Raw genomic sequence first — 25718 nt, 5'->3', positions numbered from 1 at the left:
CATAGATAAATAACCACAAAAAGCAAAAAAAGCAAAAACAAACTTAACCCTCAAAGCGTTTGGTTGAGGAATAAGCATCTTTGCTTAAATTACCTATAAAAATATATCAAAAAGTTAACACACTTTTTTAGAAATAACAAGTGTTTATTCTGATGTATACAAAATATAATCCGGAAATAATCCGGATTATAATTAATCCGGGCCCAGCAGATGAATTGGCAGGATAAATATGCATATAAAAAGAAAATATATAAAGAAAAAATAGTGCTTCAAAAAGAAGTAAATTGACAGAAGCAAATCCGATGAAATAACCGATATGAGAAAATCAATCGCCAAAGGCTTGGTGTCAGCCAAATTTTCTTTAGAAACTAAGGGGGTATTGCTATGAGTCTTGTCTATGTAGGGTTTGTTCCTCATCCTCCGATTCTCGTGCCTGAGGTCGGGCATGGTGAAGAAAAAGGTTGTCAGCAAACAGCAGAGGCTTATAGGACGCTCGTTCAGCAAGTCATCGGGATGAATACGCAGACGGTTCTGATTGTATCTCCTCATGCGCAGCTGGCTGAGCAGGGTTTGGTAATCTTAGACGGAGACACTCTCTCCGGGAGTTTCAGCCGTTTTGGGGCAGGCCAGGTTAGCTTAAGCTTTGAAACAGATCAGCAACTCGTGGAGACCATTAGGGAAGAGATTCCTGATGCTTTTCCTGTCCGGGCAGAGCTTGATCATGGTTCACTCATTCCGCTTTATTTTCTCCATCAAGCCGGATGGTCCGGGAAGATTGTTGTCTTAAGCATGCCGATGAGCCGTCCGGAACATTACGGAAAAAAAGTCGGCCAAATTTTAAATGATGCAGCTGAACGCTGCGCCTTGCTTGCAAGCGGTGACCTTTCCCACCGGCTCAAAGAAGACGGACCTTATGGATTCCACCCTTCAGGCCCCAAACTGGACCAGCTTATAGTCAAAGGATTGAAAAGAGATACAACACTGCTCAGGGGGATTCCCGCCAGTCTTTTGGATGAAGCGGGCCAGTGCGGCTATCATTCCCTGCTGTTTGCACTCGGGGCGAGAGAAGGTGCGATTAAGGTTCTCTCCTATGAAGGACCGTTTGGGGTAGGTTACCTCATTGCTGAGATATTCCGTTCTTCACCGATTGCCGGCTATGCTAGGGAATGTCTGACTTACTATCTTACATCCCCGCCTTTTGACAGGTTAAATATTCCTGGAGACCCTCTGCTGAAAGAAAAGAAAGGCTGCTTTGTTTCCCTTAAAAAGGATGGGGCATTGCGGGGCTGCATTGGTACGATCCAACCGGTAAGAGAAAACCTGGCTTCAGAAATTAGACATAACGCGATAGCAGCAGGTACCCAGGATCCACGCTTTTGGCCGATCCAAGCGGAAGAACTGCCCTTAATATCTGTATCTGTCGATGTTCTTGGAGACACGGAGAAGATTACTGGGCCCGAAGATCTGGATCCTCAGCGTTACGGGGTAGTTGTACGCCGCGGTGGAAAGGTCGGGTTGTTGCTGCCTCATCTTGAAGGGATTGATACGGTTGAGGAACAGGTCGGAATAGCCAAACAGAAAGCTGGTATTGATCCGGAGGAGGAAGTCGAGCTCTGGCGTTTTGAAGTTGAACGTTTTTTTGAATAACAGGAAAGAGGGATGAAGCATATGACAGGATTTTCTGAATGTCCGCTATGTCCGCATCACTGTAAACTCAAAGAAGGCCAGTCCGGATTCTGTAAGGTCAGAGGGTGTCGGAACGGTGAAATCATACCGCTGACTTTTGCTGAAGTCGCTGCGTTTCATCTTGATCCTGTGGAGAAGAAACCGCTTTATCATTTCTATCCGGGAAGCCGGATATTCTCTGTCGGCGGCTATGGCTGCAACCTGCACTGCTTCTTCTGCCAGAACCATGAGATCTCCCAAAAATATGAGCAGGGCCGCCAGATTCCCCCGAAGCAGCTGACGGAAATGGCCGCGGAAGACCAGTCCATCGGGATTTGCTTTACGTATACGGAGCCTCTGGTCTGGTACGAAATGATCATGGAGACAGCTCCGCTGGTTAAAGAGCGGGGAGGAAAGGTCGTCCTGGTATCCAATGGGATTATCGAACAGAAATACCTCGAATATCTAATCCCTTACATCGATGCGGTCAATATTGATATTAAAGGGTTCACCCCGGAATTCTACGAGAAATACACCGGAGGGAAACTGGAGTGGGTGTTAAAAACAGTTGAAACGCTGGTGTCAAACGTTCATACCGAGATCACAACGCTTGTTATCCCGAACTTGAATGACAATCCGCAGGAAATTGAGGCGCTGGCCAAATGGCTGTCCGGTTTAAATACTCCGCTGGCGTGGCATTTGAGCAAATATCATCCAATGCATAAAAGCAAAATACCGGCAACCGATGAAAAGAAACTGAGGAAACTATGGAGGTTGGCCAAAGAAACCCTGCCCTATGTGTACCTCGGGAATATGGCAGGAGGCAACACAACCTATTGTCCGCAATGCGGTCAGGAGGTTATTACCAGAGACATGCGGGTGACCGTTAAAACCACGGAAGGGAAATGCGGGCACTGTGGCCGGGATATCTGGGGAGTTGGACTCTTATGACCAATGACAGGTTTAGGATTAACCAGGTATGCGTAATATTGAAGAATGTATACAGAAATGTATACATTATTTAAACGAAAAACCTCTTTACAGATTGTTTACCGGGTAATATAGTACAGATAGATCGTTTGTTATACGCAAGTCAATCAGGCAACGGGGCCTCAAAAAAGTGCAATACTTTTTTGAGGCTTTTTTTATTAGTCAATCGGCGCGCGGCTAAAGACTTGTATCAAGCTATCTATAAATCTATAAGAAATACATCAAGAAAACTAAGGAGGAGAAGAAAATGAATTACACAACTGGGGATATTGGTTTTATGATTATTTCCACCGCACTTGTTATGTTAATGACACCCGGTCTGGCCTTTTTTTACGGAGGACTGGTTAAAAAACGTCATGTTTTATCCATGATGATGCAAAGTATTATTGCGATGGGTGTTGTAACACTTATCTGGGTAGTTTTAGGTTATTCGCTTGCTTTTGGGCCGGATATCGGTTCAGTCATTGGAGGCCTCGACCATCTGATGCTGAAGGGCGTAGGGCTGGAGCCGAGAACTGAAGGCGCTACGATTCCGCATCTGCTTTTCATGGTCTTCCAAATGATGTTCGCAATCCTGACACCGGCCTTGATGACTGGGGCAACAGCCGAACGCTTACGTTTTCCCGCATTTGTTTTGCTGATGAGTTTCTGGAGTTTACTGGTATACGTTCCGATCGCGCACTGGGTATGGGGCGGCGGCTGGCTTGGAAATTTAGGTGCACTTGATTTTGCCGGCGGTACTGTTGTTCATATCAGTTCAGGTTTCTCCGGTCTGATCGCAGCACTTGTGATTGGAAAACGCATCAATAAGTCCACAGATCCGACTATTCCGCATAATATTCCTTACGTGATTCTGGGCGGCGCCCTGCTATGGTTTGGCTGGTTTGGCTTTAATGCAGGCAGTGAACTGGCGGCTGATGGAATTGCAGTAATCGCTTTTGTAACCACATTTATTGCAGCTGCCTTAGGGCTTTTGGGCTGGGTCGTTGCAGAAAAACTGCACCGTGGGAAGCCTACTGTCCTTGGGGCAATTTCCGGAGCTGTTGCCGGACTGGTAGCCATAACACCTGCTTGTGCCTATGTAACAAATGCTTCCGCAATGGTAATCGGCCTTGGAGCCGGCGGATTATGCTACTTTGCAGTTGCAATCCTTAAAGATAAGCTTGGTTATGACGACGCGCTGGATGCCTTTGGCATCCACGGAATCGGCGGAACCTGGGGAGCTCTGGCGACAGGCATCTTCTGCACAACCGCAGTTAACCCTCTCGGCAAAGACGGCCTGTTCTACACTGGTGAGTTCCATCAAGTCGGCATACAGCTCATCGCAGTACTGGCAACGTATATATACGCAGGTCTGGTAACGTTTATCCTACTGAAAGTCATCGGAGCGATCACTCCACTCACAGCTACAGACGCTGAACAGGTCAGCGGTCTTGATACAACCCAACACGGAGAAAGTGCTTATCCCGATTTTGAAGGATTAACAGCAAATTCGATCTATAATTTATAGAAGCAACAAGATTGCGTTATAAGTGCAGACCTAAAGTATGATATGCAGATGTAAGCTTATGAAGATAAATGAGACCGGAGTCCAGATGTATGCCACCGCTAGGCTGGAAATACATTTGATTCCGGTTTCTGGCTTTATATGGAGAAATTACAGGTTTCTTCGCCGTTGTTGTTTTGTTTCAGACCAACTAAAGCTATAATAGGATACAGGAAAAGACCAAAAGTACATATGACACAAGACAAGTCTATGATACAGAGACTTATTTAACACATGGCCTAGCAAAAGAGATACGATATTGCACGTTGAAACCGGGGTTGAACATGAACAAACGCTATTATACATTAAATGAACATTTCCGCGGATTTTTTGGCGAAAAAGTCATCAAAGTATCTTTGGATGCAGGTCTCAGCTGCCCGAACCGGGATGGGACGGTAAGTGACGGGGGCTGTATATTTTGCAGTGAAAAAGGTTCCGGCGATTTTGCAGGGCAAAGAGGGCTGTCCATTCGCGAACAGTTTAACCAGGTTCGGGAAAGGACTTTGAAAAAATGGCCAAAAGCAAAATATATTGCTTATTTTCAATCGTTTTCTGCGACGTATGGTCCTGAAGATTATCTGGAAAATTTATACCGGGAAGCGTTGGCGCTGGAAGATGTCGTCGGCATATCCGTTTCGACCAGACCGGACTGTCTGAACGAAGCAATCCTTGATGTTCTGGAAGACCTGAATAAACAGACCTATCTATGGGTAGAACTGGGTTTGCAGTCTGTTCATAACAAAACCTTGGACTGGCTGAACAGGGGACATGATTTCAACTGTTTTCTGGAGGGTGTAAATAAGCTCAGACAAAGGAATATCCGGGTATGTACCCATATCATCATGGGGCTTCCCTGTGAAAGCCAGGAGGAAATGTTCAGGACAGCACAGGTGATCAGTCAAATCCCGATACAGGGTATAAAGATTCATTCACTTCATATTTTAAGAGGGACTCCGCTTGCTGATCTCTACAGCCAGGGGAGTCTTCAACTGCTTTCAATGGAACAATATATAGATCTCGTAGCCAATATCCTGGAGATTCTTCCTCCCAATATGATCATCCACAGACTTATGGGCGACGGACCTCTCAATGATGTCATTGCCCCAATGTGGACCCCACGTAAATGGGAAGTCTTAAACGGTATCGACCAAGAGATGGAACGAAGAGGAAGCTTTCAAGGAATCCATCATAACACCAAAATTCCGTTAACCTGGTAAATGCGGTTAACTTAGCCTTCATCAGCGCAATGATTCTCATAATAAACAATTTTCCCTTCCCATGTCTTCAAAATAGCCTGGTGCTCATCGAGGGAAAGAAGATATTGGGGGAGGAGCGGGGTTTTGCCGCCTCCTTTTGGTGCATTGATAATATAGGTCGGAACGGCCAGACCGGAGGTGAAGCCTCTGAGCGCTTCCATCACGGCCAGACCTTCCTGAATGGACGGAATAAAATGCCGGGTGCCTTTGACGTTTTTGGCGTGAAAGATATAGTAGGGACGGACACGGATTTTCAGTAATTCCTGATTCATTTTCTTCATGACATCCGGGTCTGTATTGATGCCTTTGAGCAGTACGGCCTGGTTCCCAAGCACAACACCGGCTGAAACAAGCCTATCTGCAGCCTTTTTGGCTTCCAGGGTTACTTCTTTCGGATGATTAAATTGGGTATTGATATAGATTGGCGGATATTTGGCAAGTATGGCTAGAAGTTCATCGGTAATCCGCATTGGCAGGGTTACAGGGACCCTGGTTCCAAGGCGTTTTATTTCAACATGCGGAATACTATGAAGTTCAGCAAGCAGCCATTCGATGGTCTGGTCACTTAAAAGAAACGCATCCCCGCCTGTGATCAGCACATCCCGGATTTCTGGGTTCTCACGGATATAATCCAGCGCGGCTTTCAGGTCTTCTTTTTCCTTGTGTCCGTCTGTTTCGCCGATATTGCGCCGGCGTTGGCAGTGACGGCAGTACATGCCGCACATGTTGGTAACATTAATGATCAAGCGGTCCGGATAGCGTCTGGTGATACAAGGAGCGGGGGAGGTTAAGGCTTCTCCCATTGGATCTTCTTCTCCGCTTTTATCAAACAGCTCTTCTATTTTGGGTATTCCCTGCAGAAGGATGGGGTCTTCAGGGTTGCTAAAATCCATTAAACTGAGGTAATACGGTGATACAGCCCAGCGGTATATCCGGCCGACTGTTGCGATCTCATTTTTTTGAGCATCAGTTAACGGAAAAAGAGAATCCAGCGTGTTGACATCCGTAATCCTGTGGCTCATTTGCCACCGCCAGTCATCCCAAATTTCCTGGGTTGCCCCGAAGTATTGGAGGATCCTTTCCTTTTGGGCAGAATATAAATCTGTCAGATTAAGTCCGGCAGGTATCTGATTAGCTTTTTGCAGATAGGGTTCGATCCGCTGCTTTAATTCTTCGGTACGTTTAATAGAAAAATAGTGATAATCACGATGCGGTCTATATAGCTCGATTGCCATATTTAGCCCCCCTTTCAAATGCTAATTACAGAAAAAACCTCCATATCATACAAAATAGCGACGCTAAAAATTATACTGCCAACCAATCATAGCATTGTAAGTTGTCGGGCGTCAAGAGGGTTAAAATGTCCGATTACGTCAAATAATGGAAAAATTTTGAAGGTATGGCGCTGCTCCAATATTGCCTGGAAATGGTCTTTTTTTATAGAAAAGATTGTCTTCCCCAACTCCCTAGGGTAGAATTACGTAAAAGGCAAAAATTTGATACGTGCATGAGAAGATACGGATTGATTGACATGGTACTAGGTATCTGAAATCAGCAAAGAAAGAAAGGGATCATATCTTGGAACAGGCCAAATACCAGGAAATTGCGAATGAGATCGCGCATGCCGTCGTTCTCGGCGAGTTCCGTGAAGGGGATAAAATCCACGGAAGGTCGACCCTGGCAGGAAGATTCAATGTTTCTCCGGAGACGATCCGTCGGGCAATTGCTATTCTGCAAAATGAAGGAGTCGTCAGAGTAAAACCGGGTATTGGCATCATTGTGAACTCCAGGATAGAGGCCGAAAAATTTTTAAAGTCTTTTGACCAAAAAAATGAGGTTCAAGCCTTTATTGACGAGTTGAAAAGCCTGATGGAGCAGAGAAAGGAAGTTGACAGGCAAATCGATGCGCTGCTTCAGAAAGTTTCGACCTATGCCGACCGATATATCTCCCGCTGGAATGACGTTGAAGAACTCAAAATCCAGCCGGAATCATCCGCAATCGGCTGTTCCCTGAGAGAGCTTAAAGTCAGAGAAAAAACTGGGGCAACAGTCGTAGGGGTTGTCAGAAACGGCAATGAGAATTTTTCTCCTGAAGCCGACTTCCTGCTCGAAGAAGGAGATATTCTTCTCGTAGTCAGCTCGGAGAATGGCAATAAAAAAGTCCGGAGCTTATTGAAATAATTTCTTAGGGAGGTGTGACGATGAAAAATATGAATGTAACCCTTGTTCTGGTCATAGCCCTTGAAATCGCTCTGGGTCTTTATTTGCAAAATGCTTTTCTATTGGCCGCTTTTATGGTGATTGATGCCGGATATTTCTTCTGGTATATGAAAAATTTAGAGAAAAAGGCCGTACCGCTGCATACGTTAAGCAGGGCAGACCTGAGTGTAAAGATTGCTAACGAAACACTTCCTTACCTGCGCGGCGGTCTGAATAAACAAAACGCCGAAGCCATTGCCAAAATCATTCAAGGGATTGCTCAGGTGGCCGCAGTCTCGATCACCGATTGTGAGAAACAGCTCGCCTATCTTGGGGCAGGCTGCGACAGGCACCATCCCGGTGATAAGATTCTGACGGCAGCGACCAGAGAAGTCATACAGACTGCAAAATATAAAGTTGTTCAGACGCAGGAAGAGTTAAACTGCCCGATGTCGGACACGTGTGACTGTCCTTTGGCTGCGGCAGTCATTGTTCCGCTTTCCTGCAAAGGAAATGTTGTCGGAACATTTAAGCTCTATGAAACGAAGGGCGGAAAGATTTCTCCTGACCTGATCAGGCTTGCACTTGGCATGGGCCAGATTTTAAGCCTTCAGGTGGAAGTAGCTGAACTGGACCATCAGACCAATCTGACGATGGAAGCCAGACTCGATGCTCTTCAGGCTCAGATCAATCCGCATTTCTTTTTTAATGTTCTGAATACAATTATTGCCACCAGCCGAACCAACCCCAACCGGGCCAGAAGACTTTTGATCCATCTGGCCGAATTTTTCCGTAAGTCTTTAAAATCTAAAGGCGCACTCATTTCTCTTCGGGAAGAGATGGAATTCGTTAATAATTATTTTGTGCTGGAAAAAGCTCGTTTTGGGAAAAAGCTGAAGATTAAGCTGGAAATTCCCAAGGAACTGATGGATGCCGAGGTGCCAAGACTGAGTATTCAGCCTCTAGTTGAAAATGCGGTCAAACATGGGATTACCCCCATGATCATGCTGAATGGTGTTGTAACGATCCGGGTCAGGGAACTCGGGCTGGAAGATGGTAAAAGCGAACTTTTTGTAGAAGTCATTGATAACGGAATGGGGATTGAAGAGGATCGGCTGAAAGATGTCCTGCTGCCCGGTGTAGGCTCAGGCAACGGTGTAGGGCTCGCCAATGTCCATGCCCGCCTGAAGGGTTTATATGGTTCAGAATACGGATTAAACATTGAAAGCAAAATAGGTGAGGGGACGACTGTAGAAATGAGGCTTCCATACAAACAGACCAGTCCGCAGCAGCCTTCTGCCGAACCCTGGATTCAGGACCCTATGTCTAGTACCAGGGCCAGAAATGGTATTTGATTTTACGAAGAAACGGGGAACTTCATTTGTATCCAGGTATAGATATTGTTGAAATAGCCAGATTTGAACAGGCCTGCCGGAGACATTCAAAACTGGTTGCCAGACTGTTTACCGACAGGGAGCTGGCTGAACTATCAAAAAAACATATATCTTCTCTGGCTGCCAGGTTTGCAGGCAAAGAAGCGGTACTTAAAGCACTGGGGACGGGGCTCAGTGGTCTAAGCTGGCATGATATTGAGATCCTGCGGAATGAAGCGGGAGAACCAATCGTATATTTGAGTGAAAGGGCACAGGCTGCAGCGCGGTCGAGAGGAGCAGAGAGAGTCCGAATAAGCCTCTCTCACAGTAAAGATACGGCCATAGCATCTGTTATTTTGGAATAGATATCGTTGGTATCCAAAATATTAGACAGCAACGAACGGTGACAGCAACGGGCGGGCATTTTAGGGTTGACATGGTACTTGGCGGTGTTCATTATAAAATAAGTAGGAAAAGTTTTTTTCCGAGGAGGATAGAAAAAAATGCGTATTGTAAGTGCCGGACAAATGCGCAGCATTGATTCCAACGCAATCAATCATTTTGGAATCCCCGGGTCCATTCTTATGGAGAATGCAGCGTTGGCAGTAGTAAGGGAAATAAAGATTATTCTGCTGAAGGATGAAAAAAAGTCGCTTCGCGGTTTGAGAGCAGTTATTCTTGCCGGAAAAGGCAATAATGGCGGTGACGGTCTGGCAGTGGCCAGGCATCTTTGTGTATTAGGGATGGAAGTGACCGTTTTTCTTTTCGCAAATCCTGCTGAGCTTCAAGGGGATGCCAAGCTGAACTATGAATTGTTCCAGAAAATGGGAGAAAAGATCATTCCTGTCGAAGACGAAAAACAGCTTCGTCTATTCAAGCTTGCCCTGATGCAGTCTCAGGTTGCTGTTGATGCGTTGTATGGAATAGGCTTTAAAGGAGAAATTCCGGAATCCCTGGCAGGTTTCATTGAAGACTTAAACAAAGCCGATCTGCCGGTGGTTTGTGTCGATATTCCCAGCGGTCTGGAAGCAGATACGGGGAAAGTACATACGATTGCAGTCCAGGGAGATGTGACAGTTACCTTTGGCTTGCCAAAGCTTGGACATTTTCTCGGAGAAGGATTAATCTATACAGGAAGGCTGGTCATTGACCAAATTTCAATTCCCGAAAAAGTGATAGGCGAAGAAAAAATCTTTGCCTATCTATTGACGGATGAAGTCATCCGGCCTTTGATTCCAGCAAGACACATACTGGGCCATAAAGGTACGCATGGCCGGGCGGTTCTGATTGGGGGATCGCTTGGAATGAGCGGGGCTGTCATCCTGGCAGGAAAGTCGGCTCTGCGCTGCGGGGCAGGGCTTCTTCAGATCGTTACCCCTGAAGCGATTGCTGAGACGGTAGATTTGGGAGTCATTGAAGCTACGGTCTGGCCAGCAAAGGATTATGAAATGTTAAGCGTCAATGCCTGGTCGGTCATTCAGGAGCGGTTACAAGGAGCTGACGCTTGTGCAGTAGGTCCCGGACTCAGGCAGACGGAGTCATTTCTTAATGTCATAAAAAATATACTGATAGAGACCGATGTACCGGTAGTTCTGGATGCAGACGCGTTGAATCTGATTTCCCGCGAACCGGATGTTGTCAGTTTAAGGAAAGGCAGAGGCAATCTTATTCTGACGCCTCATCCAGGGGAAATGGCCCGCTTATGCGGCTGTTCAATTGACGAGGTTCAGGAAAACCGTTTGAAGATAGCGCTGGCCAAAGCCCTGGAATGGGGTGCCATTGTTGTCCTGAAAGGCGCAGGTTCGGTCGTTGCTTCGCCGGACGGCAGAGTTTTTTTGAATCCGACAGGTAATGCAGGACTTGGCACAGGCGGCACAGGGGATGTGCTGACCGGAAGTATTATGTCCTGGATTGCCCAGGGTGTCCCTCCGTTAGGTGCAGCTTGCATGGGGGTTTATCTTCACGGCAAGGCCGGAGATGTTTTAAAAGATCAGTTTGGTTTATCAGGTTTCACAGCTTCGGAGGTAGCTGATTGCCTCCCAAGGGTCAGAAAAGAGATAGAGCAGTTAGGAGATTTTTAGAATGAATATTTTTCGTCCGGTTTGGGCAGAAGTTGATTTGGGGGCTTTAAGACGCAATTTAAAAAGGATACAGCAGTACGCCGGCAGTGAAATAATGCCCATAGTCAAGGCAGATGCCTACGGACACGGTGCAGTGGAGGTTGTTCGGACTCTAAAGGAAGAAGGGATTACCAGATTCGGGGTTGCTATCCTGGAAGAAGCTTTGGAGCTCAGAAGGGAATTCCCGGATATTGCCCTTATGGTTATTGGACCTACATTGTCGAAGTATTCAGAAATACTGGTCAAAGAAGAGATCATTCCCGAAATATTTCAGATCGAACAGGCTGAAGCGCTTTCAGCGGCAGCGTTGAAGCTGAATAAAACAGCGAGACTCCATATCAAAGTGGATACGGGAATGGGTAGGACAGGGTTCCGCGAAAATATACTCGAAAATATTCAAAAAATTGCAAAGCTTCCTGGCCTTTATCTGGAGGGGATTTATACCCATCTGGCCACGGCCGACAGCACTGATTTGTCTTATGCGAAGCAGCAGCTGAAGATCTTTGATGACTTATATGAAAAGTTATGCGCGGCAGGAATAAAAATTCCGATCCGTCATGTCGCAAACTCTGCCGCAATCATGCAAATTCCCGAAAGTCATTACGAACTTTGCCGTCCAGGAATCATATTGTACGGACTTTTACCGATGGACCACGCCGGACAGGAAGCCGGCTTTGAACCGGTCATGTCTTTAAAAACCCGCATTTCCCAGCTGAAGACCATCGAAAAGGGCGAGAGTGTTGGCTATGGAAGGACGTTTATTGCCGACAGGCCCACAAAAGTCGCAACGCTGCCGATCGGTTACGGAGACGGTCTGCGCCGTTCTCTGTCCAACGGCGGTGAGGTCTTGCTGAAGGGAAAGAAAGCCAGGATCATCGGCAAAATATGCATGGATCAGATCATGGTTGATGTAACAGAAATTGAAGGGATCCAAGAAGGAGATGAAGCTATTCTACTTGGCAAAGACGGTGACTTGTTTATTTCCGCAGATCGGATTGCTGAACAATGTGGAACGATTAGCTATGAGATCCTGTGCGGTATTTCCAAGAGAGTGCCAAGGGTGATGGTTGAGAGCAAATAGTATTTGAAAAACATTAATAAAAAAGACCTTTTGGATGCGAGCTGTTTTGAACATACTCAGTCTCCAAGAGGTCTTTTTAATTTTAGTGGTATCAAGACTATATCGTGAGTATCAATGGAATCACGAATCGGATTAGGCAGCTCCGGCTTAGATTACGCCGTGAGCCATCATGGTGTTAGCAACTTTCAGGAAGCCTGCAATGTTAGCACCGACGACCAGGTTGCCTTCACACCCGTATTCTTTGGCAGCTGAGCTGGCATTGCGATAGATGTTGACCATGATGTCTTTAAGTTTGGCGTCAACTTCTTCGAAAGTCCAGGAGTAACGCATGCTATTCTGGGACATTTCCAGAGCGGAGGTTGCAACACCGCCGGCATTGGCAGCTTTACCAGGAGCAAAGATGATTTTATTGGCATGGAATACTTTGACTGCTTCCGGCGTAGAAGGCATATTCGCACCTTCACCGACAGCAAAGCATTTATTGGCAACCAGAGCCTTGGCGGATTCTTCGTTCAATTCGTTCTGCGTAGCGCAGGGAAGAGCGATATCGCAAGGAATGGTCCAGATGCCTTCGAAGCCTTCTTTGTATTCGGCTTTCGGGTGGAATTCCAGATAATCTTTGATTCTTCTTCTCTCAATTTCTTTGAGCTGCTTAACGGTCTTCAGGTCAATACCGTTTTTGTCGTAGATGTAGCCGTTGGAATCGCTCAGGGCAACAACATTGGCACCCAGCTGCATGGCTTTTTCGGCTGCATAAATCGAAACGTTGCCTGAACCGGAGATAACAACGGTAGCACCTTTAAAGGATTTGCCGATGTCTTTAATTGCTTCGTCCATCAGATAAACCAGACCATAGCCGGTTGCTTCGGTACGAACTAAGCTTCCGCCATAAGTCAGGCCTTTTCCAGTAAGTACGCCTTCAAAGAGATTTCTGACTCTCTTATACTGGCCGAACATGTAACCGATTTCTCTGCCGCCAACACCGATATCACCGGCAGGAACATCAGTGTCTGCACCAATATGTTTACAAAGTTCGGTCATGAAGCTCTGGCAGAATTTCATGATTTCGTTATCGGATTTGCCTTTGGGATCGAAGTCGCTGCCGCCCTTGCCGCCGCCGATCGGAAGTCCGGTCAGGGAGTTTTTGAAGATCTGCTCAAAACCTAAAAATTTGATGATGCCAAGGTTAACAGACGGGTGTAAACGCAGGCCGCCTTTGTAAGGACCGATAGCGCTGTTGAATTGAACTCGGAAACCACGGTTAACCTGAACATTTCCCTTGTCATCGACCCAGGGAACTCTGAACATGATCACGCGTTCGGGCTCGACGAGCCGCTCGAGGATACCAGCTTTTTCATATTCGGGGTGTTTGGCAATTACCGGTTCCAAAGATTCCAGCACTTCCTTGAGTGCCTGGTGGAACTCGGGCTCGTTCGGGCTTCTTTTGATAGCCTGTTCCATGACTTGTTGGACATAAGACATATTTTTTACCCTCCAGAAAAAATAATGTTTTTTATCAATAACCGTATTCTACAATATTAATTTGCGTTTGAACATAACAAAACAAACAATATACTGTATTCATTATAAGATATTAGTGATGCAAAATAATGAATTTATAATATTAAATCTAAATATTTAAACATTAGCATTAAAATTATACAAAAAACTAAAAAATACAAAGAAAATTAAAATGAATACAATATTTTTTAGTTAAAACAGTTATGTTGTTGATGGATTTTTGGTAAAATCGTAAAGAAACTATAGATGTAAACTCCAACAAAGGGTGTGTAATATGAAATACAATCAATTGCCAAAAAAACAGGGTCTTTACGATCCGGCCTTTGAGCATGATGCCTGCGGTATGGGATTTGTCGTGAATATCAAAGGTGAAAAATCGCACGACATTGTCGAGGAAGCTTTAACCGTTCTGGAAAACTTAAACCACAGAGGTGCCAGTGGTGCGGATGAGAATACGGGTGACGGCGCTGGCATTTTGGTGCAAATACCCCATGACTTCTTTAAACGGGAATGTGATGTTCTTGGTTTTAATTTGCCGGAAAAGGGCAAATATGGTGTAGGAATGATTTTTGCGCACAAATATGAAGATTTTCGGGTTACCCAGATGGACTCTTTTGAAAAGATTGTTCGTGAGGAAGGACAGAAGATTCTTGGGTGGCGGGAAGTCCCGATCGACAAATCGACGGTCGGCCATAGTGCCAAAGCTGTTATGCCTCGGTTTATACAGGTTTTTATCGGAAGAAGCCCCGATCTGACCGATGATATGGATTTTGAAAGAAAGCTCTATGTCATTCGGAAAAGAGCAGAAAGACTGATCATCCCAATGTGTGAAGATAAGGGCGGCTCCTTCTATATTGCCAGCCTTTCCAGCAAAACCATTGTCTACAAAGGTATGCTTACAGCTGAACAGCTCAGAAACTTTTATCTGGATCTTTCCGATCTCGATTTTGTTTCAGCACTGGCTATGGTTCATTCCAGGTTCAGCACCAATACCTTTCCGAGCTGGGAGCGGGCGCACCCGAACCGGTATATCGTCCATAATGGAGAAATCAATACCATCAGAGGTAACGTTAACTGGATGAAGGCCAGACAAAAATGCATTGATTCACCATTATTTGATGACATTTCCAAGGTATATCCGATTGTTGACGAGTCAGGCAGCGATTCGGCCATGTTTGACAACAGTCTTGAGTTTATCCATCTTACTGGCAGATCGCTTCCTCATGCTGTCATGATGATGATTCCTGAGCCATGGGAAAAGAATGATTTGATGTCCAAAGAAAAAAAGGACTTTTATGAGTTTAATAATTTTATTATGGAGCCTTGGGACGGACCGGCTGCCATGGGCTTTACCGACGGAACCGTTATCGGTGGCGTACTGGACAGGAATGGACTAAGACCATCACGTTATTATGTCACGAAAGATGATAAAGTTATCCTCGCCTCCGAGGTGGGGGTTCTTGACATCAAGCCTGAAAATGTCAAGTATAAAGGCCGTTTGGAACCGGGTAAAATGCTCCTGATCGATACGGAAGCACAAAGGATCATTTCTGATGAGGAAATCAAAAAGAATGTTTCCCTGATGCATCCGTATGAAGAGTGGAATAAGAAGCATATTGTCTATTTAAGTGATCTCCCTGCTGACGACGAATTGGAAGCACCGATGCTGGAAGATATTATCTCCCAGCAGAAAGCATTTGGCTATACCCATGAGGATATCAATAAAATGATTCTGCCGATGGCGACTGATGGCCTTGACCCTGTCGGATCGATGGGCATGGATTCACCGCTGGCAGTACTTTCAGACAAACCTCAAATGCTGTACCATTATTTCAAGCAGCTTTTTGCCCAAGTGACGAATCCCCCGATTGATGGCATCCGTGAGGAAATCATTACCTCCAGCACAATGCTCCTGGGGAATGCGGGAAACCTTCTGGATCCTGACCGGACGCATAGTTCCGCAGTATATCTGGAGTCACCGATCCTCACCAATACGCAATTGGATACCATTATGAAATTAAATAACGGGAAGTTCAAGACAGCCAGGATTTCCATTCTTTACAAGGCAGCTGGCGGCCTTAGAGCAATGGAAAGAGCTTTAGACAAAATATCCCGGGAAGCAGATAAAGCAATTGCTGATGGCACAAATATTCTTGTTCTTTCGGATAGGGGCGTTAATAAAGAATTTGCTGCTATCCCCGCTCTTCTGGCATCTTCAGGGCTGCATCACCATTTGATACGCCGTGAAATCCGGACGAGTGTGGGTATTGTTCTGGAGACCGGAGAAGCCAGGGAGGTACACCATTTCTGTGCCTTGATCGGGTACGGTGTTACCGCGATCAACCCCTATATTGCTTACGAAACGATCAGAGACCTAGCGGCCAAAGGAATGACGAATGGCCTAAGTTATCAGGAGGCCAAAAAGAACTATATTAAAGCCTCGATCAAAGGCATCTTAAAGGTGCTTACGAAAATGGGTATTTCGACGATGCGCAGCTACCATGGTGCCCAGATATTTGAAGCTGTCGGACTGAAAAGAGATCTGATTGACCGCTACTTTACTCAGACGCCATCCCGCTTGGAAGGAATCGGTCTGGAAGAAATTACGATGGAAAATCAAATGCGGCATGAAAGTGCTTTTGATGAGAATGCACTCTACACAGATACACTGGAAATCGGCGGTTTCTACCAATGTAAAGATAACGGGGAGATTCATCTCTATAACCCGGAAACAATTTACTTGCTCCAGCGCGCCTGCCGGGAAGGCAATTACCATCTTTTCAAAGATTACTCCAGAAAAATTAATGACGAGGAGATCTATACACTCAGGCAGCTGCTGGATTTCAAAATAAGCGCCGGAGATACGATTCCTATCGAAGAAGTCGAACCGGTCGAGTCTATCGTCAAAAGATTTAAGACCGGGGCGATGTCCTATGGCTCGATCAGCAAGGAAGCTCACGAATGTATGGCGATTGCCATGAACCGTTTGGGCGGCAAAAGTAACAGCGGTGAAGGCGGCGAGGATCCTGAAAGATTTAGAAAGCTGCCGAATGGCGACAGTCTGATCAGTGCCATCAAGCAGGTTGCTTCAGGTCGCTTCGGTGTTACCAGCAGCTTCCTGGTAAATGCCTCGGAAATACAGATCAAAATGGCGCAAGGGGCCAAGCCTGGAGAAGGCGGGCAGCTTCCAGGCCGGAAGGTTTTTCCGGCAATTGCCAAAGTTAGACACTCAACACCAGGTGTCGAATTAATTTCACCCCCGCCGCACCATGATATCTATTCAATCGAAGATCTGGCGGAACTGATCCATGACCTTAAAAATGCCAACCGTGATGCCCGAATCAATGTTAAGCTTGTTTCTGAAGTGGGTGTCGGTACGATCGCGGCCGGTGTGGCCAAGGGCAAGGCCGACGTTATTCTGATCAGCGGCTATGATGGCGGTACAGGTGCTTCACCGCGAACAAGCATTAAAAATACAGGATTGCCGTGGGAATTGGGACTTGCCGAAACCCATCAGACCCTTGTGCTTAATCGCTTAAGAGACAGAGTCGTCCTGGAAACAGACGGTAAGCTTCTGTCAGGTAGAGATGTTGTCATCGCTGCACTTTTAGGTGCTGAGGAATATGGATTTGCCACCACCCCACTCATTTCCATGGGCTGTGTGATGATGCGCGTCTGCAATCTGAACACATGCCCCGTAGGTATTGCAACCCAGAATGAAGAGCTCCGTAAGAATTTTGCCGGCAAGCCTGAGCATGTTGAGAATTTTATGTTGTTTGTTGCACAGGAAATGCGGGAGATTATGGCGAAACTCGGCTTCAGGACCATTAATGAAATGGTTGGACGTACAGACAGGCTCAAACACAAAGAAAATATTAAGAATTGGAAAGCAGCTAAGGTTGATCTTTCCCAGGTCCTGTATCAGCCCTATGCCGGTGCAGATGTCGGCAGATTTAAGTCACAGCAGCAAAACCATGGACTGGAAGAATCCCTGGATATGCGCAAGCTTTTAAGAATGTGCAAACCGGCCCTGGAACACAAAAAATCAATCCGGGCCAAACTGAAGATCAACAATGTGGACCGCGTGGTTGGAACCATTGTCGGCAGTGAAATAACCAAGCGTTTCGGGGAAGAGGGGCTTCCTGAGGATACCATTAAGCTGACTTTTGTTGGTTCTGCAGGTCAAAGCTTTGGTGCGTTCGCACCCAAGGGCATGTCCTTGGAACTTGAGGGTGATGCTAATGACTATATTGGCAAAGGCCTTTCGGGTGGCAAAATCATGGTCTATCCGCCAAAAACTTCGGATTTTGAACCAGCAAAGAATATTCTAATCGGCAATGTTGCCTTCTACGGCGCAACTTCGGGTGAAGCCTATATCAACGGAATCGCCGGCGAAAGATTCTGTGTCCGGAACAGCGGCGTCAATGCGGTTGTTGAAGGTGTCGGCGACCATGGCTGTGAATATATGACCGGAGGAAAAGTTGTGATCCTGGGTAAGACAGGACGGAACTTTGCTGCGGGTATGTCTGGCGGTGTTGCCTATATCCTGGATTTTGAGGAAATATACTGCAACAAGTCTCTGATTCTTATGGAAAAAATCACTTCGGAAAAGGAACTGAAAGAAATCAGGGAAATGATTCGTAAACATGTGGCGCATACGGGAAGCCCCCTAGGCCGAAAAGTACTGGACAATTGGGCGGATTACGCAGCAAGATTTACGAAGATCATACCCAAAGATTATAAAAAGATGATGGAAAATATTGATAGAGCTCACAAGGCTGGCTTAAGCGGTGAAGAAGCCCTGACGGCGGCCTTTGAAGGGAAGGTCTGATCATGGGAAAAGCAACAGGATTTTTAGAGTATAACAGAATCGATCCGAAGAAAAGGAAGCCTGAAGAACGGATCAAAGACTACAATGAAGTCAAGCTTCCCCAGGATCCTGAGATTGTCCGGACGCAGGGCGCGCGCTGCATGGACTGCGGTGTACCTTTCTGCCACGGCGGTGTGCTCTTGAACGGCGCCGCTTCAGGTTGCCCGCTGCACAATTTAATTCCAGAATGGAATGAGCTTGTCTATAAAGGACAATGGCGGGAAGCGTACAAGCGGCTGAGTAGAACAACGCCGTTCCCGGAATTTACCTCAAGGGTTTGCCCTGCACCTTGTGAAGGGGCTTGTACCGAAGGCTATATCATGGACGCTGTGACTATTAACAGCATTGAATATGAGATTATCGAGAAAGCGTTTGCCGAAGGATGGGTAAATCCTAAGAAGGCCAAAGCCACCGGCAAGAAAGTCGCTGTTGTCGGTTCGGGCCCGTCCGGACTGTCTGCGGCCTATTATCTGAATGCCGTCGGCCATGAGGTCACGGTGTATGAGCGGGATGACCGGGCGGGGGGACTTTTGATGTATGGGATCCCCAACATGAAGCTTGATAAACGATTTATTGAAAGACGGCTTGATGTACTGAAGGCATCCGGGATAGAATTTGTTCTGAATACCGAAGTCGGCAAATATATGAAGGCCCAAGAGCTCGTAGACAACTATGATGCCGTTGTGCTGTGCACAGGAGCTACCAAGCCCCGGGGGCTGGATGTGGAAGGCAAAGATCTGAAAGGGGTTTATTATGCCGTAGACTTCCTAAAAGCGACCACCAAAAGTTTATTGAATTCCAACCTAAAGGATGAGAGTTTTATTAGTGCCAAGGGTAAGAATGTCATCATCATTGGCGGCGGGGATACGGGGACGGACTGTGTGGCCACGGCAATCCGACATGGCTGCAAAAGTGTTTTCCAGTTTGAAATTCTGCCTGAGCCACCTGCTCATCGTATTGAAGCTGCGAACCCCTGGCCGGAATGGCCGAAAAAACTGAAAGTAGATTATGGACAGGAAGAAGCAATCTATCTCTATGGCAAGGATCCGAGGAATTATTGCATTTCCACCACAAAGATTGTGGGCAATGAGAACGGTGAGGTCAAGGAAGTTCATACAGTCAACCTTACCTGGGTCAAAGACGCTGCCGGCAGAATGGTTCCACAGGTGACTCCCGGAAGTGAAAAGGTATGGGAAGCGGACCTGATCCTGCTGGCCATGGGCTTTTTAGGGCCTGAAGACAATATCCCCACAGAGCTTAAGCTGGAGCGGGATGCCCGCAGCAATGTCAAAGCGGAATATGCGTTTTTTGAGACGAATGTTGACAGAGTTTTTGCTGCTGGCGACATGCGCAGAGGTCAGAGTCTGGTTGTCTGGGCTTTCCAGGAAGGAAAGCTGGCAGCTAGAGAAGTGGACAAATATTTGATGGGCAAAAGTATAATTATCTAGCCACTTGTTATGATAAACAGAGTGTAATGTTCATGCCGGATGTGATAACATGATATTACACGGCATCTACCGTTATGCTTTATCATACCGCATAGTAAAGCCAAGTAATGGATAGATGCCAGGATTCATTGCTTGGTTTTTGCGTATCGGTTATTGGCTTTTTGCATGTATAGATTTGAGTGTTAACTATGCTGACAACTACTAATTTTTTAAGAATAAAATGATAGCTAAATTGGCGTAAGGAATGATGTGTAATGGATCAGCGTAAGAAAATAAGATCCGGCCTGCCGGGGCTCGATGAGATCATCGACCATCTCAGGATTGGCGATAATGTTGTTCTGCAGGTTGACAATATCGCAGATTATGAATCCTTTGTGCTGCCTTTTGTCAGAACGAGTCTGGACGAGGGCAGAAAAGTGATCTATATGCGGTTTGCGCGTCATTCTCCAATTATTGACGACAATGAAAATGTTAAAGTGTACCATATCGACGCCGAACACGGTTTCGAAGCTTTTTCCACGCAGGTCCACCAGATCATTGCAGCTGAGGGAGAAGAGGCCTTTTACGTTTTTGATTGTCTGTCCGATCTTTTGTACACCTGGGCAACGGATCTTATGATCGGAAACTTTTTCCAGATTACCTGTCCGTATTTATATGAACTGAAAACGGTGGCTTTCTTTGCAATTTATAAAAATATGAATTCGTATGAGACGATTTCGGCGATTCGGGAAACGACTCAGGTATTGATGAATATCTATAATGTCAGGGGACAGACCTATATCCATCCGGTCAAGGTGATCGACAGGTACTCACCGACGATGTTTCTCCCGCATATTAAGCAGGCGCAGGATTTTATTCCGTTAACAAGCAGCAGCGATGCTTCAAAGCTGTTTGCGGATATGTCCCTGAATGTGTTTGATGCTCCGCGAAGGCATTTGGATTATTGGGACCGGATGTTTTTGAAAGCGTCAGACACCTATGAAAAGGTAAAATTCAGTCGTATGCCGTCTGCTGAGGAAAAAAACCTGGTAGAAAAGCTCTGCCGGATGGTTTTAAGTCGTGATGAAAGATTCCTTGAGTTGCTGACGAAGGTCTTTACCCTGGAAGATCTACTTCAGATTAAGTCAAGTTTAATTGGATCGGGATTTATCGGTGGTAAAGCAGTCGGAATGCTTCTGGCCAGAAAAATTTTACTTGAAGATAAAAATTTTGATTATAAAAAAATTTTGGAACCCCATGATTCGTTCTACATTGGTTCCGATGTCTTTTACACTTATCTTGTAAAAAATGGTCTCTGGAAACTTAGGATGGAGCAGAGAAAACCTGAAAAATATTTTTCTCTGGCCAGAGTCATTAAAAGCAAAATACTTAGCGGTATTTTTCCAGAGAATGTCAAAAACCATTTTTTGCGGGTCCTGGAGTACTTTGGACAATCACCGATCATTGTCCGCTCCAGCAGCCTTTTGGAAGATGGATTTGGCAATTCTTTTGCTGGAAAATATGAAAGTGTTTTTTGTACGAACCAAGGTACGCTCGAACATCGCTATCTTGAATTTGAAAACGCTGTGAAACAAGTCTTTGCCAGCACGATGAGCGACGACGCGCTGATGTACCGTTTGAAACGAGGAATAGCCGACCAGGATGAGCAGATGGCTTTGCTTGTTCAACGCGTATCGGGTTCTTATCGTAAGGAATATTTTTTCCCGGATCTTGCTGGGGTCGGCTACTCAAACAATATCTATGTCTGGGATGAGAAAATGTCTCCGAAAGCGGGCATGCTGCGGGTAGTTGTAGGTCTAGGCACTCGGGCTGTAAACCGTACGGCGGGTGACTATGCCAGAATTATAGCGATTGATGAACCTTTGTCATCACCTTTAACGGATTTTGATGATTACAGGCAATATGCCCAAAGAAATATTGATGCGCTGATGGTAACCAAAAACAGCATGATTGGTATCGCGTTTAACGATCTTTTAAACGAAATTGACGATCCCAAACTGCATTATTTCGCGCAGAGAGACTATACTGCAGAAAAAGTGATGAAAGAAATAGGCCAGCAAGACCGGCAGGCCTGGATTATTAATTTTGATCAATTTCTGTCCGATTCTACTTTCGTCGGGGTCATTCAGAAAATGCTTAAATGCCTGGAAAAATTCTACGCGTATCCGGTGGACATCGAATTTACCGTTAATTTTAAAGATTTGGATCATTATCAGATCAATCTCCTGCAGTGCAGACCGCTGCCCGCAAAAGGTCTTAAAAGTAAGGTGGTGTTCCCGAAACATATTGATTTTCAAAAAACATTCTTTCAAAGCCATAATACTTTTATGGGCGGGAATATCCATTACGGTATTCAGCGAATCATTTATGTCGAGCCTGAAACCTACAGCAGGCTAAGTGACCTCGAAAAATACAGGGTAGCCAGATGTATCGGCAAATTGAACAGCCAGATTGAGAAAGAAAACATGACCGTGCTGCTGCTCGGCCCTGGACGATGGGGAACCAGTACACCTTCGCTCGGCGTGCCTGTTTATTTTTCCGAAATTAATAATATCACCGTGCTCGGTGAAATTGCAGTCAAAGAGGGAGGGTTCACCCCAGAAATATCTTATGGAACCCATTTCTTTCAGGATCTCATTGAAAGTGATATCTTTTATGTGGCGCTTTTCCCGGAAGGCAGGGGAGGAGTCCTTCAGACAAAATTATTAAACCACTTTCAAAATTTGCTTCCTGAGCTGCTACCGCTAAGCGCCTCCCTTGGAGAAATCATTAAAGTATATGATGTCAATAAAGGAACGCATAAAGCTCTGGAGATTATTGCTGATGTCGGGAAACAAAAAGCGGTATGTTTCTTTAAATAGAATTTGATACTGACAAGATAAAAAAGTAGCCCTTCGGGGTCATTTCTTTCCCTCAGGGCTAGAAAATATCTATCAAGGTTAGTGGCATCCGTGATGGCTGCAGCTGTTCATGGCAGAGAATTCCGGAAGCTGGTTATCCAGGAAGAGCTGGATGTTAGCCGAAACGGTGGTATTATCAACCCGAAAAGCACGCACCCCTTGCGCATTGAGTTTCATTAGGGCGCCTGCACCGATTCCGCCAACCAGAATCGCGTCCACCTGTTCTCCACCTAATGCCTTCAAAGGCTGGCACATCCCGTGCTCATGATGAGAGTCTCCGTTGCCGATGACTTTCATCTCTTCTTTATCCAGGTCGTAGATCAGAAAAAATGGGGCTGAGCCAAAATGATCATAGGGGATACTCTCAAGTCCTTTGTCTTCTTTTACAGGGATACAAATTTTCATGTTTAAGCTCCTTCTCTGCGGTTTATTCATTGCTTGAACGCTCACAGCACTTTTCACGCTGGGCCTTGCAAGCATATTGACAATTGAATGGGACGCTGAAAACATCTTTATAGTGGCCCGAGGTGTGGGTGCCTGATATCTGCTCAATGAATCCAATCATATCTTCAAAAACAGATTGCTGCAAATTGTATTGTACGAAGTAGCCTGTTTTCTCGCCAATCAGAAGGCCGGCTTCCTTTAATATTTTAATATGTTGAGACACCGCTGCTTCGGAAATTTGAAGATGTCTCGCAATTCCTTTGGCACAAATGCTTCTTTTAGACAGGATAAGCAAGATCTGCAGTCTTGTTTCGTCAGAAAGCGCTTTGAATACCTGCACAATTTGCTCCATATATCCTCCGAGTATTTTTAATTAACTAAATACTTAACTAAATTATAAAATACTTAAGTAATTAAGTCAAATAAACTGTTTTCTAACCTGGTTATAAAAGAAACTCTTTTGAAGACTGGCATTTTTGTCTGTATGTTATAATGATATGAAGTACTTGTACGCCTTAATTTGAAACGTTTACTGCAATCACTGACAACCCGGAATGTTACATGCCATAGGAACTTTGTTTCGAAACGAACAAGGGAAACCGGTCCTGCATAGGCACGCTGCTTTTGGCAGAGAGAAAAAAATGATCCTATGACAGGGTTTGAGCTACTCGAAATGTAAGAACAAGATACAGGAGGAAAGCACATTGAAAAATGCAATCGTAGTATTTACGAAGGTACCTAAAGCAGGAGAAACCAAAACCAGGCTTACAGAAGCCTGCGGGGGGATATTTTCGCCGGAGGAAGCAAAGAACTTTTATGAGGCGAGTCTTCTCGATGTACTTGACAGCTGTATCGCTTCGGGAAGCGGAGATTTGTATATTTGCTATAACCAGACCGGGGATAGGGACTATTTTGAAAGCATCCTGAGTTCTCTCAGCGATCCGCAGGCTGTCCAAGGAATATTTCCCGACGAAGGAAGCACTTTTGACAGGGGCATGCAGTATGCGTTTGACTATATCTTTAAAGATGGCAGCGATCAAAGGCTTGCTGACAGCGCCATTATCATCGGCGGTGATGTGCCTTCTATTCAGCCGCTTACCATTAAAGCGGCAGCAAAAAAACTTGAAGTGTTGTCTTCCAGCCCGCAGGCTTTTGTATATGCGAAGCAGGTCGGAGAAACAAAGTCGGAAGTTGGCGCTGCTATGATCGAGTCCATCGATCAGGAAGGCGGTTTTAACTTGATTGGCTATACATACACCACACCGTTTACGTTTGACGGCGTGTTTTATAATATGGAAGGCGTTACAGCGCTGGATATGATAGCATTTAAGGCTGCGGAAAACACGATTCCAATCAGTATTGTGGAAATGGTTCCTGATGTAGATATACCAACTGATCTAGGCAGTCTCATTCCGATTCTGAATACCCTGCAGCTGGCAGAGCAATACGATCCGGAAATCGTTTCTCCAAAGAGAACGGTGAAATACCTGCAGGAAATGGGAATTCAGACGGTAGCTGTTGTGCCAAAGTAGGATTAGTCTAGGACAGGGAGGCATAGAATATACTGATGGGAAAACGGTATCAGGTTCTGCAGGATATTGTAGAAAAAGAATTGTCTTATGCAGCACACGATCTGGATCATGTCATGCGGGTCTATCATCTTTGTTTGGTTCTGGCCGGGCAGCGGGATGATGTCGATATGGAGGTATTGATTCCGGCGGTCCTGCTTCATGATATTGCCAGAGCCAAAGAGGATGAGGATAATTCCGGAGAGATCGACCATGCCGTATTGGGTGCGGAAATGGCCGAGAAAATTCTTCAAGACCTGGATTATAATCCGGACTTGAGGCAGAAGATCACAGACTGCATTTTAGCACACCGGTTCAGAACCGGCCATCAACCGGAGAGCATCGAAGCCAAAATCCTCTTCGATGCCGACAAGCTTGATATTATCGGAGCGGTCGGGATTGCCCGTTCTTTCATGCTTGCGGGCCAGCATGGGGAAAGATTATACAGTAAAGTTTCTGTGGAAGAATATCAGAAAGAAAATATTGGTGAGAACGGCAGAATCAAAAATGCCTCCAAGCATACGACCAACCTGGAATTTGAGCTTAAATTAAGGAAAATACCGGACAGGCTGTATACGGAAGAAGCAAAAGAAATTGCCAGAAAAAGGATCAAATTTATGGAGTTGTTTTTTAAAACTTTAGTGGAGGAAACAGAAAATCATTAATTTCTGGAACAAATCTGCGAACCGTTAATATTGGCGGAAAATGAAAAATAAATTGTATACTTGAACTTGGGC

General features: G+C 45.5%; 18 protein-coding genes. 14 read left to right on the top strand and 4 right to left on the bottom strand.

Annotated features, from left to right (window positions below):
- The first annotated feature begins 384 nt into the window (after positions 1-384).
- The 4 genes from amrA (at position 385) to NC238_06090 (ending at position 5418) form a co-directional block, all read left to right on the top strand.
- Complete coding sequence (amrA, locus tag NC238_06105) at positions 385-1647, top strand: AmmeMemoRadiSam system protein A (protein MCM1565516.1); 1263 nt, start codon at positions 385-387, stop codon at positions 1645-1647.
- A gap of 21 nt (positions 1648-1668) precedes the next feature.
- Positions 1669-2616, top strand: a complete 948-nt coding sequence (gene amrS, locus NC238_06100; GenBank protein ID MCM1565515.1) for an AmmeMemoRadiSam system radical SAM enzyme — start codon at positions 1669-1671, stop codon at positions 2614-2616.
- A 286-nt stretch (positions 2617-2902) separates the two neighbouring features.
- On the top strand, positions 2903-4165 hold the full coding sequence (locus NC238_06095; protein ID MCM1565514.1) for an ammonium transporter: 1263 nt from the start codon (positions 2903-2905) through the stop codon (positions 4163-4165).
- Between the two features lie 320 nt (positions 4166-4485).
- Positions 4486-5418: a TIGR01212 family radical SAM protein gene (locus NC238_06090; protein ID MCM1565513.1), complete on the top strand. Its 933-nt coding sequence runs from the start codon at positions 4486-4488 to the stop codon at positions 5416-5418.
- Positions 5419-5429: 11 nt separating this feature from the next.
- On the opposite strand, the gene eam is transcribed toward NC238_06090, so the two are convergent.
- On the bottom strand, positions 5430-6692 hold the full coding sequence (gene eam, locus NC238_06085) for a glutamate 2,3-aminomutase (GenBank protein MCM1565512.1): 1263 nt from the start codon (positions 6690-6692) through the stop codon (positions 5430-5432).
- Positions 6693-7035: 343 nt separating this feature from the next.
- Here eam and NC238_06080 point away from each other — a divergent pair, with 343 nt between their 5' ends.
- The 5 genes from NC238_06080 (at position 7036) to alr (ending at position 12230) form a co-directional block, all read left to right on the top strand.
- Positions 7036-7638 (top strand): GntR family transcriptional regulator, encoded by a 603-nt coding sequence (locus NC238_06080; protein MCM1565511.1) that lies wholly within the window; start codon positions 7036-7038, stop codon positions 7636-7638.
- A gap of 20 nt (positions 7639-7658) precedes the next feature.
- Entirely contained in the window at positions 7659-9011 is a 1353-nt protein-coding gene (locus NC238_06075; protein ID MCM1565510.1) for a histidine kinase, read from the top strand.
- 26 nt (positions 9012-9037) lie between these two features.
- Positions 9038-9394, top strand: a complete 357-nt coding sequence (locus tag NC238_06070) for a holo-ACP synthase (protein MCM1565509.1) — start codon at positions 9038-9040, stop codon at positions 9392-9394.
- A gap of 138 nt (positions 9395-9532) precedes the next feature.
- The gene (locus NC238_06065) at positions 9533-11110 is read left to right on the top strand and encodes an NAD(P)H-hydrate dehydratase (GenBank protein MCM1565508.1); all 1578 of its coding nucleotides are present in this window, start codon (positions 9533-9535) and stop codon (positions 11108-11110) included.
- Between the two features lies 1 nt (position 11111).
- Complete coding sequence (gene alr / locus NC238_06060; protein MCM1565507.1) at positions 11112-12230, top strand: alanine racemase; 1119 nt, start codon at positions 11112-11114, stop codon at positions 12228-12230.
- Between the two features lie 147 nt (positions 12231-12377).
- Here the strand turns inward: alr and gdhA are convergent, their stop codons facing one another.
- Entirely contained in the window at positions 12378-13712 is a 1335-nt protein-coding gene (gene gdhA / locus NC238_06055; protein MCM1565506.1) for an NADP-specific glutamate dehydrogenase, read from the bottom strand.
- Between the two features lie 313 nt (positions 13713-14025).
- Between gdhA and gltB the strand changes: the two genes are divergently transcribed.
- From gltB to NC238_06040, 3 genes are all read left to right on the top strand, one after another.
- Positions 14026-18582, top strand: a complete 4557-nt coding sequence (gltB, locus tag NC238_06050; protein ID MCM1565505.1) for a glutamate synthase large subunit — start codon at positions 14026-14028, stop codon at positions 18580-18582.
- 2 nt (positions 18583-18584) lie between these two features.
- A complete protein-coding gene (locus tag NC238_06045; protein ID MCM1565504.1) occupies positions 18585-20069 on the top strand; it encodes a glutamate synthase subunit beta in 1485 nt (494 codons plus the stop codon).
- 254 nt (positions 20070-20323) lie between these two features.
- Complete coding sequence (locus tag NC238_06040; protein MCM1565503.1) at positions 20324-22930, top strand: PEP/pyruvate-binding domain-containing protein; 2607 nt, start codon at positions 20324-20326, stop codon at positions 22928-22930.
- Between the two features lie 78 nt (positions 22931-23008).
- Here the strand turns inward: NC238_06040 and NC238_06035 are convergent, their stop codons facing one another.
- Complete coding sequence (locus NC238_06035; protein ID MCM1565502.1) at positions 23009-23374, bottom strand: NifB/NifX family molybdenum-iron cluster-binding protein; 366 nt, start codon at positions 23372-23374, stop codon at positions 23009-23011.
- Positions 23375-23396: 22 nt separating this feature from the next.
- On the bottom strand, positions 23397-23765 hold the full coding sequence (locus NC238_06030; GenBank protein MCM1565501.1) for a metalloregulator ArsR/SmtB family transcription factor: 369 nt from the start codon (positions 23763-23765) through the stop codon (positions 23397-23399).
- A 352-nt stretch (positions 23766-24117) separates the two neighbouring features.
- Between NC238_06030 and NC238_06025 the strand changes: the two genes are divergently transcribed.
- Both NC238_06025 and NC238_06020 read left to right on the top strand, forming a co-directional pair.
- A complete protein-coding gene (locus NC238_06025) occupies positions 24118-24945 on the top strand; it encodes a DUF2064 domain-containing protein (protein ID MCM1565500.1) in 828 nt (275 codons plus the stop codon).
- Between the two features lie 35 nt (positions 24946-24980).
- Positions 24981-25646, top strand: coding sequence for an HD domain-containing protein (locus tag NC238_06020; GenBank protein MCM1565499.1), 666 nt, complete (start codon positions 24981-24983; stop codon positions 25644-25646).
- The last annotated feature ends 72 nt before the right edge of the window (positions 25647-25718 follow it).

This window comes from Dehalobacter sp. (genome assembly GCA_023667845.1).
Taxonomy (GTDB): Bacteria; Bacillota; Desulfitobacteriia; order Desulfitobacteriales; family Syntrophobotulaceae; genus Dehalobacter.
Note: the sequence above shows the minus strand (reverse complement) of the source record. Positions and strands in the feature narration are given on the sequence as shown.

Bases quoted from the DNA above. Each gene is read 5' to 3' on its own strand.
- NC238_06090 (MCM1565513.1), top strand. From the start codon at position 4,486: ATGAACAAACGCTATTATACATTAAATGAACATTTCCGCGGATTTTTT.
- amrA (MCM1565516.1), top strand. From the start codon at position 385: ATGAGTCTTGTCTATGTAGGGTTTGTTCCTCATCCTCCGATTCTCGTG.
- gltB (MCM1565505.1), top strand. From the start codon at position 14,026: ATGAAATACAATCAATTGCCAAAAAAACAGGGTCTTTACGATCCGGCC.
- NC238_06020 (MCM1565499.1), top strand. From the start codon at position 24,981: ATGGGAAAACGGTATCAGGTTCTGCAGGATATTGTAGAAAAAGAATTG.
- amrS (MCM1565515.1), top strand. From the start codon at position 1,669: ATGACAGGATTTTCTGAATGTCCGCTATGTCCGCATCACTGTAAACTC.
- gdhA (MCM1565506.1), bottom strand. From the start codon at position 13,712: ATGTCTTATGTCCAACAAGTCATGGAACAGGCTATCAAAAGAAGCCCG.
- NC238_06075 (MCM1565510.1), top strand. From the start codon at position 7,659: ATGAAAAATATGAATGTAACCCTTGTTCTGGTCATAGCCCTTGAAATC.
- NC238_06040 (MCM1565503.1), top strand. From the start codon at position 20,324: ATGGATCAGCGTAAGAAAATAAGATCCGGCCTGCCGGGGCTCGATGAG.
- NC238_06045 (MCM1565504.1), top strand. From the start codon at position 18,585: ATGGGAAAAGCAACAGGATTTTTAGAGTATAACAGAATCGATCCGAAG.
- NC238_06030 (MCM1565501.1), bottom strand. From the start codon at position 23,765: ATGGAGCAAATTGTGCAGGTATTCAAAGCGCTTTCTGACGAAACAAGA.
- NC238_06035 (MCM1565502.1), bottom strand. From the start codon at position 23,374: ATGAAAATTTGTATCCCTGTAAAAGAAGACAAAGGACTTGAGAGTATC.
- alr (MCM1565507.1), top strand. From the start codon at position 11,112: ATGAATATTTTTCGTCCGGTTTGGGCAGAAGTTGATTTGGGGGCTTTA.
- eam (MCM1565512.1), bottom strand. From the start codon at position 6,692: ATGGCAATCGAGCTATATAGACCGCATCGTGATTATCACTATTTTTCT.
- NC238_06065 (MCM1565508.1), top strand. From the start codon at position 9,533: ATGCGTATTGTAAGTGCCGGACAAATGCGCAGCATTGATTCCAACGCA.
- NC238_06095 (MCM1565514.1), top strand. From the start codon at position 2,903: ATGAATTACACAACTGGGGATATTGGTTTTATGATTATTTCCACCGCA.